At 37.0% G+C, this 14765-nt stretch carries 12 protein-coding genes; 5 read left to right on the top strand and 7 right to left on the bottom strand.

Features of this window, described 5'->3' with window-relative positions; genetic code table 11:
- Window positions 1-157 precede the first annotated feature (157 nt).
- Window positions 158-622, top strand: coding sequence for a hypothetical protein (locus CO726_RS12550; RefSeq protein ID WP_098759192.1), 465 nt, complete (start codon window positions 158-160; stop codon window positions 620-622).
- A 27-nt stretch (window positions 623-649) separates the two neighbouring features.
- On the opposite strand, the gene CO726_RS12545 is transcribed toward CO726_RS12550, so the two are convergent.
- Both CO726_RS12545 and CO726_RS12540 read right to left on the bottom strand, forming a co-directional pair.
- Window positions 650-2206: a fatty acid--CoA ligase gene (locus tag CO726_RS12545; RefSeq protein WP_098759193.1), complete on the bottom strand. Its 1557-nt coding sequence runs from the start codon at window positions 2204-2206 to the stop codon at window positions 650-652.
- Between the two features lie 232 nt (window positions 2207-2438).
- Window positions 2439-3929, bottom strand: coding sequence for a coproporphyrinogen III oxidase (locus CO726_RS12540; RefSeq protein ID WP_136699595.1), 1491 nt, complete (start codon window positions 3927-3929; stop codon window positions 2439-2441).
- Window positions 3930-4186: 257 nt separating this feature from the next.
- Between CO726_RS12540 and CO726_RS31470 the strand changes: the two genes are divergently transcribed.
- Window positions 4187-5926 carry an S-layer homology domain-containing protein gene (locus tag CO726_RS31470; protein WP_136699594.1) on the top strand — a complete coding sequence of 580 codons (1740 nt, stop codon included), beginning with the start codon at window positions 4187-4189 and terminating at the stop codon, window positions 5924-5926.
- Window positions 5927-5982: 56 nt separating this feature from the next.
- Here the strand turns inward: CO726_RS31470 and CO726_RS12525 are convergent, their stop codons facing one another.
- Window positions 5983-8466: a SpaA isopeptide-forming pilin-related protein gene (locus CO726_RS12525; protein ID WP_099684451.1), complete on the bottom strand. Its 2484-nt coding sequence runs from the start codon at window positions 8464-8466 to the stop codon at window positions 5983-5985.
- Window positions 8467-8860: 394 nt separating this feature from the next.
- Window positions 8861-9733, bottom strand: coding sequence for a Cof-type HAD-IIB family hydrolase (locus CO726_RS12520; RefSeq protein WP_098761282.1), 873 nt, complete (start codon window positions 9731-9733; stop codon window positions 8861-8863).
- A 134-nt stretch (window positions 9734-9867) separates the two neighbouring features.
- On the opposite strand from CO726_RS12520, the gene CO726_RS12515 reads away from it, so the two are divergent.
- Both CO726_RS12515 and CO726_RS12510 read left to right on the top strand, forming a co-directional pair.
- The gene (locus CO726_RS12515; protein ID WP_099684450.1) at window positions 9868-10485 is read left to right on the top strand and encodes a DNA-3-methyladenine glycosylase; all 618 of its coding nucleotides are present in this window, start codon (window positions 9868-9870) and stop codon (window positions 10483-10485) included.
- A 21-nt stretch (window positions 10486-10506) separates the two neighbouring features.
- Window positions 10507-10863: a hypothetical protein gene (locus tag CO726_RS12510; protein WP_099684449.1), complete on the top strand. Its 357-nt coding sequence runs from the start codon at window positions 10507-10509 to the stop codon at window positions 10861-10863.
- Window positions 10864-10899: 36 nt separating this feature from the next.
- Here CO726_RS12510 and alsD read toward each other — a convergent pair whose 3' ends face one another.
- Together alsD and alsS are read right to left on the bottom strand one after the other, a co-directional pair.
- A complete protein-coding gene (alsD, locus tag CO726_RS12505) occupies window positions 10900-11658 on the bottom strand; it encodes an alpha-acetolactate decarboxylase (RefSeq protein ID WP_099684448.1) in 759 nt (252 codons plus the stop codon).
- A 16-nt stretch (window positions 11659-11674) separates the two neighbouring features.
- The gene (gene alsS / locus CO726_RS12500) at window positions 11675-13363 is read right to left on the bottom strand and encodes an acetolactate synthase AlsS (RefSeq protein ID WP_099684447.1); all 1689 of its coding nucleotides are present in this window, start codon (window positions 13361-13363) and stop codon (window positions 11675-11677) included.
- Window positions 13364-13763: 400 nt separating this feature from the next.
- Between alsS and CO726_RS12495 the strand changes: the two genes are divergently transcribed.
- Window positions 13764-14324, top strand: a complete 561-nt coding sequence (locus tag CO726_RS12495; RefSeq protein ID WP_099684446.1) for an HAAS signaling domain-containing protein — start codon at window positions 13764-13766, stop codon at window positions 14322-14324.
- A gap of 42 nt (window positions 14325-14366) precedes the next feature.
- Here the strand turns inward: CO726_RS12495 and CO726_RS12490 are convergent, their stop codons facing one another.
- Window positions 14367-14723 (bottom strand): YlbF/YmcA family competence regulator, encoded by a 357-nt coding sequence (locus tag CO726_RS12490; RefSeq protein WP_098761289.1) that lies wholly within the window; start codon window positions 14721-14723, stop codon window positions 14367-14369.
- Window positions 14724-14765 lie beyond the last annotated feature (42 nt).

The following is a 14765-nucleotide window of genomic DNA, read 5'->3' as shown; positions in this document are numbered from 1 at the left end:
TCTATTGTACACCTAAAAAGATACATTCGTTAGTCCACTTTTTACAGTATCGTGACGTAAACGTATTCAATTACAAGTGCCTACCGCACCTTTGGAAACCATTATAACTATGTTATAATGAACAAATTAAATCTTTTATTATATATTTGGAGGCACTATGCTAACTTTTGAAGAAAAATTATCGATCATTGAATCTTTCCCTGAATTAGAAAGAAAGAACGTATCATTAAAACGCGTGAACTTTCACTTCGAAGAAAGTCGTTTAGATAAAAAGAACGTTGTTTATCACTTACATCCAAATGGAAACGGCTTTGTATATGCAAGTGGTATTAAAGGTTATAAAACGGATGATAAAGGTATGGTTAACATCCGCGAATTTTCAGCAGATGAATTACGCTCAGTAATCGAGCAATCAATTGAATTACTTTCACAAGAAGAAGTAGTAGTTCCTGCAGAACCTGCGAAAGAAGAAGAATGGCATAACGAAGACGGTCATATCCTTACTCTTATCTCTGAGGATGATATGTGGAACGTGTACGCTGGTGTAAACTTAGACGGTACATTCAACTCTTATCCAGAAGCTGCGGAATACCTTGATGAAGAAGGGTTTTCACGTAAATAAAAACAGAAAGTGGGTATCCCCCACTTTCTATTTTTTTGCGCCCTTCAACGACTCTCTCAGGACAAATTTTTGTAATTTTCCACTCGCATTACGAGGCAGTTCATCCACAAATAAATAGTGACGAGGACGTTTATAATCTGCTAATTCATCACTTTCTTTACAATATGTTTCTAAATCAGCCTCTGTAATATGTTCATCTTTCTTTACAACGACTGCCACAACACGTTCTCCCCATAATTCATCTGGCTCACCAAGCACGGCAACATCTAATATACCCGGATGACTATGAAGGAAATCTTCAATTTCACGTGGATAAATATTAACGCCGCCACTAATCACCATATCATCCACACGATCTGCGACGAATAAATAACCATCTTTATCGAAGTAGCCTAAATCACCAGAATGATACCATCCTTTATACATCGATTTTGCATTTGCTTCTTCTCGGTTATGATAACCAGCCATCATAGTTGGGCCGCGCAAAATAATCTCTCCTACTTCATAAGTGGGCAATACATCATCTGGTTCTGCTGGTGCATCATCACTTGGTTTTACAATTCGAATTTCATGACTAAAGCATGGTGTTCCCGCTGAACCTGCTTTCGTAATTTGATCTTCTTCTACGAGAAACGCAACAACTGGTCCCATTTCTGTCATTCCGTATATTTGAACAAGATCAATATAAAGACGTTCTTTACATTCCTTTACTAATGCCGGTGCCATTGCAGCTCCGCCGTATATACCGATCTTCATCGACGTTAAATCATACTGCGTTAAGTCTTTTTGCAACAGCATATTCCACATCGTCGGTGCTGCAAAGAACGTCGTAATCTTCTCTTCTTGAATCGTATGTAATACTGTTTCTGTATCAAAGTGATGTAAAATAACATTCTTTCCGCCAACTTGAATGCGCGGAATAATCCCGGCATTTAACTCACCGCAGTGATATAAAGGTGCAACAACAAGTCCAACACTATCTCGATTATATTTAAGGAAATACGTACAAATCATACTATGTTCAGTCATTTCACGATGACGATGTAATACACCTTTCGGATGCCCTGTCGTACCGCTCGTATACAGCATAGAACAATAATCCATTTCATCAATTTCGATATCTATTTTCTCAGAAGATGCTGCATTCACTTTTTCATGGTAGGAACTTGCATAGGAAGGTGTATCGTCTTCTACATACCAAAAAGATGTATTTGGGAAATCTCGTTCAATGATAGCAACAGTTGATTCAACTGCTTTTTCAAAGACAACGACTTTGGAGGCTGCGTCCTGGAGAATATACGATACTTCTTTTGCTTTTAAGCGGAAATTAATCGGGTTAAAGATCGCTCCAATTTTCGCACAAGCTAAGTAAACGTTTACAAATTCACAGCAGTTATATAAGTAAACAGATACAGTATCTCCTTTTCTTACCCCTTCTTCTAATAGAGCGTGCGCCGTTTTATTTATTTGCTCATCCCACTGTTTATACGTCCAGCGAATATTTTTTTCTGGTTCCACTAACGCCTCTTTATTCGGATACTTACCAACAGATAAATCAAAAATTCTCCCTATCGTCATGTACATGCCAACAATTTCCCCCTTTTCTCTTTCATAAATCTATCATTTCGTCCATAAGTAGACATTGTCCTCTAACTATTTGACTAATTTTTCTGATTATTATCGACATAGTTTTACAAACAGCGCCGTTAGACGCTAAATGAAATTATGTCGACGATTTCCCGAATATATTGACTTACCTACAAAAACTGACAATATAAAGAAGAAGCTGTTCCAAATCGGAACAGCCCCCTTCTCCTTATACAAATAGCTCTTCTAAAATTTTCAGTTTGTCTTCTGTATATTTTACGAAGCCATCATTATATGATTTTGGATCTTTCGGATTAGCGAAGTGCGTAATTGCACCTGTCTTCGGGTGAACAAACTTACTTGATGCACCACAGCCAAGTCCGATAATCGATTGTACTTCTTCCATAATGACAATGTTGTAAATACTTTCTTGCGTCGGCATTGCATAACCAACGTTCTCTAAGTTACCTAAAATATTCTTTTGACGGTATAGGTAATATGGTACGTAATTATGCTTTTGCGTCCACTCTTCTGCTTCGTGCATCATCGCTGTAATTTCTTCGCGACCTGCTACTTTATATTTACGTTTGTTTTGCGTCATTTCAGAAGCACGTTTAAATGATAACGTATGAACTGTTAATGATTCTGGCATTAACTTTTCTGTTTCATCTAACGTATGCTTGAAGATATCTAACCCTTCACCAGGAAGACCAATAATTAAGTCCATATTAATATTGTTCATTCCCATTTCACGAGCTAAATGATACTTCTCAATTGTTTCTTCTACAGTATGGTGACGTCCAATTGCTTTTAGTGTCTCTTGATGGTATGACTGCGGATTAATACTAATACGGTCAATGTTCCATTTATTTAACACTTCTAGTTTTGCTGGCGTAATTGTATCTGGGCGACCTGCCTCAACTGTTACTTCACGCACATTTTTCACATCTGGGAACGCTTCATACATTTCTTCATACAGCATATCCATCTCTTCTGCTGTAATACTTGTCGGTGTACCGCCGCCGTAATAGATCGTCGTAACTGTTACACCTTTTTCTTTTAAAAACTTACCAATTTCACGAACTTCATAATGTAAACCACCTAAGAATGAATCAACAGAGCCTTGGCGTCCGTTAATTGCATACGCCGGGAATGTACAATATGCACATTTTGTTGGGCAGAATGGAATACCGATATAAATACTTACTTCCTCTTTCAAACGGTATAAATCCGGAACTACCGCTAATTGGCAATCAACAATACGCTGAAGAAGTTCAATTTTCTCTTCATGAATTAAATAACTTTCACGAAGTTCTTGGTGTGCTTCTTCTTTTGACATACCATTTTGAAGCATTTTATGAAGAAGTTTCGTTGGACGAACTCCCGTTAAAATACCCCAGCTTTGTTCAATACCAGTTAACTGCTGAAGAACAGAAAGATATACATAAGAAACAACGTGCTTCACTTGCTTCATACGCTCTTTTTCATCTGTAAAAGCAGATAAATCTTTTGCGAATGTTTCTTCATACACATTTCCAGTCGCAACGTCTGTTAAACGAGCTGATGCTTTCACATTCTCTTCAATGTGTATATCAACGATAAGATTTGCTTCCGCTTGTTCAAATCCAATCGTACTATCTTCAAAAAATAAGCCGCCAATATTTTGTAGCGGACGTAAAAAACGATCATCTTGTAACGTTTTAATTGAAATTAACAACATTATCACCTTTTCATTTGCAAACTCTCTTTAGTTTACTTGAAGGGCGTTTGCAGGTCAATACAGAAGGTTTTACCTTATTTTGATATCCTATTTAAAACAAACTGAATATTGATTTTTAACGAACTTTTTCTATTTATATAGACATTATAATATACTCTTGTTACAATCTAGAACGTATTAGTACTTGCTACTAATTTAAATACATCTAAAGGAGGACTGTTAACACGACATAGAGACTATAACGTGTTAAAACAACTATGAAAAAAAAGTTTTACAACATTTTAGCACTATCTTTGGCATTACAAACATTTGTAGCACCTACTTATTCATTCGCAGAAAATATAGAGAAAACTGCGGAATTGTCTATGGATGAACAAGCTTTAAAAAGCATTGAAGAACATGCAAAACAGCATAGACATGACGAAGAAAACGACCTTGAAATCTCGGGTGAATATCTTCTCCACTTATCCACAAAACTTCCACTATACGATTCAAACGACTTAAAAACCAAAACAAATATTGAAATTGCTGAACCTGTGGTAAAGGCAACGAAGAAAAAAGGTAATGCATATTACGTACAAACTACATTTGGTTCTGGCTGGGTTAATAAAGAAAATAATAGTTTAGAAGTACAAGAGATTCATAAACTCTCGAATCAAAAACTAATTGTAACAGAAGAAGCATCAGTATATTCATTCCCTTTCCAATCGTTTAAAGAAGAAATGAAATTACAGCCACAAACAGTAGCTCCTACTGAACAAGCTGGGAATTGGTTCAAAATTCCAATGAACGGAACTGAGAAATGGATTTATGCTCCTTCAGCTACTTTTGAAGGTACGAAAGCATCATTATTCGAAAAACCAATTACAATTGAAAAGAGAAGCGCAGCGTTTTTCAAAACACCATCTAATTTGCCTACAAATAACGTTTATGGTGTTACATTTAAAGAAATGATCGTTCCAAAAGGTAATGAAAACATTCGTCCTGGCTACGCAATGGAACCGAAGTACATTACAATTCACGAAACTGCTAATACAAGTAAAGGCGCTAACGCGTTAAATCATGCAAAGTACTTAGATAATCAAGCACGAGGGAAAACTGACCGTTCAGCATCTTGGCATTTTACAGTAGATGACAAAGAAATTTATCAACATCTTCCATTAAATGAAGTTGGTTGGCATGCTGGAAATAAAACTGGAAACTATGAATCTATCGGTATTGAAATTGCTGTGAACAGTGATGGAAATTATGCTAAAGCGGTAGAAAATGCCCGGAAATTAGCTGCTTATTTAATGAACGAATTAAATATCTCCCTCGATCACGTTCAAAAGCATCAATTTTGGAGCGAAAAAAACTGCCCTGCATTTATGATTCAACGCGGACAATGGGACGCTTTCTTAACGGGCACGAACGCTTACTATAATGAACATCGTAAAGAGGTTATTCCGCCGCCAGAAGTCCCTCATGAAAAAGACGACATTACAGGTGGATGGTATGAGCAAGACATTCGTCAATTGGCTGCTAGAAAAATCATGTTCGGTGACGGAAATGGTTCTTACTGGCCAAACCGCCTCGTAACACGAGCTGAGTTTGCAAATTTAATGTCGAGAGCTTTAAAATTACCTGCTGGAAACGCTAAATTTACAGACTTAAACGAAGCACATCCATCTTTAGTAGATGGAATTAATCGTGCCGCTAGCGCAGGTATCATTAGTGGTCGTGGGAATAATAAATTTGATCCAACTGCTACAATAACACGTGATGAAGCTGTTATTATGATTGACCGCGCATTAGAATATAACTGGATTTATAGAAAAGAAGTGAACTTACCATTCACTGACCAAGATTTAGTATACGCTAAGAAAGCATTACAAAATGTTTACGCATACGGAATCGTAAAAGGGAACGAACGTAATGAATTCGTACCAAAAGGCACAGCAACACGTGCTGAATCAGCCGCATTTTTAAATCGAATGCTTAAAGTTATTGAAGCTTAAACAAAAAACGAAAAGGCATAAGAGATAACATTTCTCTTATGCCTTTTATAAAACTATTAACTATTTTTAATTATAAATCTAAGACGTATTCCTAATAACACAAGAGCAAAACCAATGAATGGAAGATAATTCATATCATGTCCTGTGGCTGGAAGGCGTTGTGCATGAGACGCACCTTGTCCTTTTTCTGGTAAGGTAGGTTGATCTTTATCTACGTTTTCCATTCCTTCACCTGGTTTTTCTGCTTCTCCACCTGGCTTTTCTGTTCCTTCACCCGGTTTCTCTGTTCCTTCACCCGGTTTCTCTGTTCCTTCACCTGGTTTTTCTGCTTCTCCACCTGGTTTTTCTGCTTCTCCACCTGGTTTTTCTGTTCCTTCACCTGGTTTCTCTGTTCCTTCACCCGGCTTTTCTGCTTCTCCACCTGGTTTTTCTGTTCCTTCACCTGGTTTTTCTGTTCCTTCACCTGGTTTTTCTGTTCCTTCACCTGGCTTTTCTGTTCCTTCACCTGGCTTTTCTGTTCCTTCACCTGGTTTCTCTGTTCCTTCACCCGGCTTTTCTGCTTCTCCACCTGGTTTTTCTGTTCCTTCACCTGGTTTTTCTGTTCCTTCACCTGGCTTTTCTGTTCCTTCACCTGGCTTTTCTGTTCCTTCACCTGGCTTTTCTGTTCCTTCACCTGGCTTTTCTGTTCCTTCACCTGGTTTTTCTGCTTCTCCACCTGGCTTTTCTGTTCCTTCACCTGGTTTTTCTGTTTCTTCACCTGGCTTTTCTGTTCCTTCACCTGGCTTTTCTGTTCCTTCACCTGGCTTTTCTGTTCCTTCACCTGGCTTTTCTGTTCCTTCACCTGGCTTTTCTGTTCCTTCACCTGGCTTTTCTGTTCCTTCACCTGGCTTTTCTGTTCCTTCACCTGGCTTTTCTGTTCCTTCACCTGGCTTTTCTGTTCCTTCACCTGGCTTTTCTGTTCCTTCACCTGGTTCTTTTTCATTCAATACTTCTTGTTTCGCTACTTTATTTGCTACAACGTTTACTTCTACTGTAACTTCTACCGCTTTGTATCCTTCTGGCGCTTTCGTTTCTTCTAACGTATACTTACCTGGTACTAAGTTTTCGAATGTAACAACACCATCTTTATTTGTGGTTTTCGCCTCTCCAACTATTTGACCATTTTCGTTTTTCAGTCTAAATTCCGCGCCTTCTAGCACATTTTTGCTCTCAGCATCCTTTTTGACTACCTGTAAGCTTCCCAACTCTTTCGCATTTTTAACTGTTACTGGTACTACTTTGTTCGCCTCCACAGTAACTTCAATTTCTTCTTTTAATGATTTATATCCTTCTGGTGCTTTCGTTTCTTTTAATATATATTTACCTGGTTCTAATTTTTTAGAAATTACTTTACCTGTTTTATCTGTTCGTAATGTATCTATTTTTTGATCCTCTTTATATACTTCAAATTCTGCACCTGGTAATAACTTTGTTTCATCACTTGCATCTACTTTTACAATTTCAAATTGACCTGTTACTTTTTCAACTGATGGCTTATTCCATTTTGGCCAATTAAATTTAAAGTTATGAACCTCAAATCCATCTCTTTGGTTTAATCCACCAACAAAGGCTTGTCCGTTAATAGAACCACCCTTTGTCTCTACAACTGCATTAGGCGCAAATACACTTCCTATTACACCATATCCTTTAGTTGTTATGTTTTTAGCATTTGGAAACACCCAAATTACTTTACTAGCTAATTCAGTAAAAAAGGAATTAGGGTCATATGTTTGAGATGTATTAACTAATGTGAATCCTTCCTTATCTGTTGTCTCATACAAGATTGCACCGCCACCAAAATTCACTTCTTCTGCATCTGAATAAATAACAATAAAGTCTTTATTACTTACATTCGGAAGATAAACATCACTTACATCAAATGTTTTCTTGCCAGTTTGACCTGAAGAGACATAAATGTTAGGATTTTTTACATCTTCACCGATTCCAAAGGTCATACCCGGTTTTGGTTTATCAGTGTGTAATTGGCCAGCATCCCCAATTACACTATCAACGTCTTTTCTAAACTCCTTAAATTTAGCATCAATCTCCGCTTGCTCTTTATAAGAAATATGGCCATATGATGATTTCATTGCACCTTCTGGGTCACCATCTTTTGTCATCGCCACTGTTCCATCTTGAATAATTACTTGTCCTGTTCCCGCTTTCGTAAATTGACCGCCTAGTAATAATGATGGATATCCTTCATCTACCCATGTTGCCCCGGCTAAGTTATGCGCTCCAGTTGCAGCCGCTACGACTGTATAACTTGATGCATTCATATTTTTTTGAATAGCCATTGCACCCTCAATATCCGCACTCGTTGCACTATGATCTCCAAAAATGATTGCATTGTAATAAGATACATCACCTAAACCTTTTAATTCTGTTGTAGCTGCCTCTGCTTTATATGGTAAATGGATTAAAAAATTCATACATACTAGTAACACAACTATAAAACTACTACTTAATTTTTTTATTTTTTGATTAAATGATTTCCTCAAAAAATTCATTCCCCCTTTTATAATTCCTAAATTTACGAAAAGAAGCACATTTCATATGTACCAATTCTTACTCACATTAACTTAAAATAATCCATTTAAATAAACCACAGAAACTCTACAACTGATTAATAAAATTACTACAATTCATTTTTGAGATAATACGTGAACTAAACTATCATGCAGAAATGTTTTTACATATGGGCGCTCAATAAAATTAATCTGAAGAATATTTCATGTAGTGTAACTGTTTTGGCAACATCATTCACTCTACAACAGTTTCCCAGAGTATTCAAGTGAATTGTATAGATTTCATACACAATTCATAATTTAAAACGTTTTCATTCATTTTAATAAGTTCAACAAAAAAACGTAGCCCAAAAGCTACGTTTTTCTTTCATCGTTTCGGTGTATTTTTATGATTTTTCAAAAACGGAAGTGGGAATTGCTTACGGAAATGTTCTTTAATCATATACTCTACACCGTTCTCACTATTTGAACGTGTAATCCAATCTGCTACTTGCTTTAACTCTACAGGTGCGTTCCCCATCGCTACCCCGAGCCCTACATTTTCAATTACCTCTAAATCTTCCATGCTATCCCCAATCGCAACCATTTCGTTTAGCGAAATATTTAAATGATCTCCAAGTAATTGTAATCCGCGTAGCTTCGATACATTTTGCGGTAAAATTTCTATTCGTTTTGAATCACACTCCACATACTCTATATCTTGAAACGCTTTTCTTAATGTATTCAGTCCTCTTTCTTTTTCACCTTTCGTTTGGAAAATAACATCAATTTTTGGCGCCGCTACTGGATGATCACGAAGCGCATCACCTAATGAATCGACAAATTGAACCGGATAAAATAGCGGATCTGCGCTTGATAATACAGTACGCGCAATTAAGTTTGGTGTATTTCTCTCACGATTTCCGATTGAAAACCGTTCATGCGAAATGCGGACGTTACAATCGAAGTGCTCTAATACTTGCACAATGTTAAACGTCTTCTCTTCCGACAACCTTCTTTGAACGTACGGCTTATCTAACGTCGCTGAAACGAAAGCACCGCCGTGTGTCACTAATATAGAATCTAATTTTAACGCCTTTGCTACCTTATAAGCGGACTGAAAATTACGGCTCGTAAATAATGTAACGTATACATCTTTTCGTTTCACAAATTCAATTGTTTCTCGTAATCCTTTTGCAATTTTTCCGTTGTTGTATAGTAGTGTCCCATCTATATTAAGAGCTAGTAAGCGATAAATCATGTCGCACTCCCCCTCTTCGCTGTTGTACTCTATCCATAATTTATGAAATAAATGTAGCAAATAGAACGAGTTAGAATTACTACTGAAAATTTGGTTTACTATATACATATACACTCAGTAAAGGAGATAGTACAATGCAGGCACCTCCTTCCTTTTATGAAGGCGATACGTTAGAAGTAGCAAAAAAATTACTCGGGCAGAAACTCATTCATATTGTAGACGGAATAAAGCGAAGCGGAATCATTGTAGAAGTAGAAGCATACAAAGGTCCCGATGATAAAGCCGCACATAGCTACGGCGGCAGACGAACGGACCGCACAGAAGTCATGTTTGGCGCACCAGGACATGCTTACGTATATTTAATTTACGGTATGTACCATTGTTTTAACGTCATTACAGCGCCAGTTGGCACCCCGCAAGGTGTTCTCATTCGAGCACTTGAGCCTGTAGATGGAATAGAAGAAATAAAGCTCGCACGTTACAACAAAATCGACATTACAAAGGCGCAGTATAAAAATTTAACGAATGGCCCTGGCAAACTATGCCGTGCCCTCGGAATTACTTTAGAAGAACGAGGCGTATCATTACAAAGTGACACATTACATATTGAACTCGTCCCAGAAGAAGAACACATGTCATCACAATATAAAATAACAGCAGGTCCTCGTATTAACATCGACTATGCAGAAGAAGCTGTACATTATCCGTGGCGTTTTTATTATGAGGGGCATCCGTTTGTTTCAAAGAAATAAACATATGTAAAGGGAGAGACTATGAGGGGCAAACCTGAACTAAAAATAGAATCAGAAAAAGTATATAAAACGAAGAAAAATCCTAATGAAATGTTTGTAGCAAAAATACTACAAATTCCAAAAGAAGAAGATAAACTAGACTTTGTCCTTATTCTACAAAATAGAAAAACAAAAAATATTATTTATAACAAAGTTTTAGTAACAACAGATAATAACTATTATTCTTTCCGACTCGCTCGTGGAAATATAGAATGGTCATCCTTATATACTGTTACAGTATGGGACGGGCTTGGACATCAATTGGTAGAAGTATCAGCCTTAACTGGTAAAGAGAATTATTTCATTTCTGATGAGCATCGTTCCGCATATCGGGAATAACCCAAAATAAAAGAGAAGCCAAATCGGCTTCTCTTATTACTCCGCACCTTCCGCAGTCGCAATATTATCCTCTAAATTTTCTCTAGATAATTCAGCCGCCATAAAATCAGCTGTTTCTGGAAGTGCTAAATGCATATGAGCTTTTTGACAAATTTGGATCGTACAGTTTTCAACAACATAATCAAAAACATGTCCGCCTCCGCTTCTTTCGTCGTCAATGTAATGTAAGTGGAAACCAGCTACACCAATACCTTGCGCATAATCTGGTGTCCAAAATCCAGCTAGCGTACCTTCTGTATGTTTAAATGAGAAAATTGGTTGTGATTTCGTCACTTCAACGAGCGGTGTATACGGTTTTTCTTGTCTTGGAACAGTTCTCGTTCTTACTTCACGGAACGTACCGTCCATTCGAATACCGTAAAATAAGTTTTTACTCGGCATCAATTCATGTAATAATACCTCAACTTCTTCACGATTCATCGGATGCTCTATCGTATAGCTCATTTCTTTTTCAAAAAATGTTACAGTCGCAAACGGTGTTGTTTCTTCTGGCTCTACTTTTTCTGCCGAACCGTCTGAACGTAAATGATAAAACTCGTTATCAAATGCGATCATTTCACCATCTAATTGATCAAATGTACCGATGCCGAAATCACCACGTTCTTTCAATTCCTCAAAGCTAATTACACCATCATATATACCATCTAATAGTGCAAGCATTGTAGATGTTTGATATACTTCGTTATTTGTTTTCGTTCTTTTTGCATCCATATCAATTAATTGCGCAACAGTCATCTCAAATCTGCCTCCATTAGTTTAATTGGTTTGGTAATAATTTTTCGCTTAATTTAATATTGTCACGGTAATCGATTGGAATATCAATAATGACAGGACCGTCTGCTGCTAGTGCGGATTTTAGTACATCTTCTAATTCATCGGGCGTGTTAACGCGAAGACCTGTCGCACCGAAGCTTTCTGCATACTTTACAAGATCAACATCACCGAACTCTGTTGCAGATGTTCTACCGTATTTCATCATTTGTTGGAACGCAACCATATCATACGTACCGTCTCGCCATACAAGATGTACGATTGGAGATTTTAAACGTACTGCTGTTTCTAATTCCATCGCCGAGAATAAGAAACCACCGTCACCTGATACAGAAACTACTTTTTTACCTGGTTCTACTAAAGTAGCAGCGATTGCCCAAGGAAGTGCAACACCTAGCGTTTGCATACCGTTACTAAATAATAATCTACGTGGTTCATAAGAACGGAAACATCTCGCCATCCAAATAGAATGGGAACCGATGTCACATGTAACGGTTGTATCGTCACTAATTAAAGAACGAAGTGTACGAATCACTTGAAGTGGATGCGTAACACCTTCTGAAGGACGATTTGGAACTTCTGCTTGTTCTGATAATTTCGCTCGTAATCGTTCTAATACTGCTTCTGATTTCGTGCTTAATACAAGTTTCGGTAGTTTTTCTGCGATGCTATTTACCGTTAAGGCAATATCACCAATTAATTCACGCTCTGGTTGATAGTCATGGTCGATATCCGCTTGATGATCATCAAGATGAATAATCGTTCTGTCGCCAAGTTTATTCCAGAACTTTGGATCATACTCGATTGGATCATAACCGATCGAAATCACAAGATCTGCTTCTTCTAGTAAAATATCACCTGGTTGGTTACGGAATAATCCAACGCGGCCGAAGAAATGGTCTTCTAACTCACGTGAAATCGCACCAGCTGCTTGATATGTTTCAACGACAGGAAGTTCTGTATCCGCAATTAATTTACGAACAGCTTTCGTCACTTCATTTGTGCTCGCTCTCATACCAAGTAAAATAACTGGTAATTTCGCTGCTTTTATTTTTTCTACTACATATGTAATATCATGTGTGGGAGCGATTCCAAGCTGTGGCTTAGAAAGCGCACCGATAGACTCTACAGTCGTTTCCGCAGTCATAACGTCTTGCGGCAGACTTACTAAAGTAGCGCCTGGATTTGTAGAAGTCGCACTTCGGAATGCATTTGATAGTGCTTCTGGCACATTATCAGGATGCTCTACTTCTACGCTATATTTTGTGATTGGTTCGAATAGTGCAGCATTATCCATAGATTGATGCGTACGTTTCAATCTATCTGTACGCGGAACTGCACCAGCTAAAGCAACAACGGGATCACTCTCCGCATTCGCAGTAACAAGACCTGTCGCTAAATTTGATGTCCCTGGTCCTGAAGTTACAAGACACACACCCGGTTTCCCTGTTAATCTACCAATCGCAGCTGCCATAAATGCTGCATTTTGTTCATGACGACAAACAATTAACTCTGGTCCTCTTTCTTGCAGTACATCAAATACAGAGTCAATCTTCGCTCCTGGAATACCGAAAACATGTGTAACACCTTGTTTAATTAAACAATCAACAACAAGATCTGCTCCTTTTGTTTTTGTCTTCACGTCGTTTGCTTTTACATCTGTACTCAAACTAATCATTCCTTTATTTCATAATGTGTGTAATAAAGTTTTTCATTTCACTATGTTAATTAACGTAGTGAAGTATTATTTATTATTATATTACAAATACATTATTTTTCCAACGATATGAATTTGACATTTTTTTGACACACATTAAGGAATACGCTTACAATCCTTTATTTATCCTAAAATAATATTTTTATATCTCCTCTAAAAATGCACAAAAATACTCCATCTAATCACAGTATTAAGAACTTCACATTACCTTGCATAGAACACTAGTAAATGATATATTTGTAAATATTGGAAGTCCTATTAATTGGAATGTTTTTTCGATCAGTCTCTCCCCCTTTCAAAAAGAGAGGATTCTCAGCTGTAATTCATCATTTTATAAAGGAAAGTGATTGTAATGAACAAAAGTGAATTTTTGGAACAACTTAATTCTTCCCTGCGGAATATGCCTAATTCAGAAAAGGAGGATATTATCTCCGAGTACGAAACTCATTTTATTAGTGGTAAACGGGATGGAATATCTGAAGAGGAAATTTCTAAAAAACTAGGAAACCCTAAAACTATTGCTAAAGAACTTAATGTTTCATATGTAATAAGCAATGCTGACAATACACGAAGCTTTAAAAATATGATAACCGCACTATTTTCTGTTATGAGCTTAAGTGTTTTAAACTTTGCCTTTATCATTATCTCCTTTTTCGTACTACTCTTTTTATTACCAATTCTTCTAGCACTTATCATTGCCACTCCATTATTAATCATTTCACCTATTTTATTAATAGGGTTAGGATTTTTTAAAGGGTTTCATCAAATTAGTTATTCCGATGTCTATAATGTGTTCATCGCTTTTTGCAGCGGTTTACTCATATCCGTCATATGTTATCAAATGATAAAACATCTATACGCACTTTTAGTAAAGTATTTGAAATGGAATGTAGCTATTTTACAAAGACACTAATGAATAAAAAAGACGCCCCTATACTAGGAGCGTCTTCTCTCATTACGCTTGTTGTTGCGCGCTATATAATTCTTCAAGGGGCTTCATGATAATTTTGTTAACGTCACCGATTACAACGTTTAGACGTTGTTCAGTTTCCATTAACTTTGTAATTTTAGCATCTTGTTGAATGCGAGCTACAACTTCTTGTGCTTTTTGGTTATCTTCTTCAGTGATTTCTTGACCTTGCATCATTTTTTGTTGTAGGCCAAGTTGCATTGTACGGAACTCATCGAATAAGTTCTTTGAAGCTGCATCACCTTGTACTGCTGCATAGCTTGCTTTTAATGTTTGGAAATCTTCGTTTTCAGCGATTGCTTTTTGTAATTCATATGCTACATCATGAATGTTTTTTGTCATTTTATTTTTCCTCCTTTAGAAGGCTAGCGCTTTTCTCTCGCA

It is taken from the genome of Bacillus fungorum (assembly GCF_002746455.1).
Lineage (GTDB): Bacteria > Bacillota > Bacilli > Bacillales > Bacillaceae_G > Bacillus_A > Bacillus_A fungorum.
This window is presented reverse-complemented; position numbering and strand designations above follow the sequence as displayed.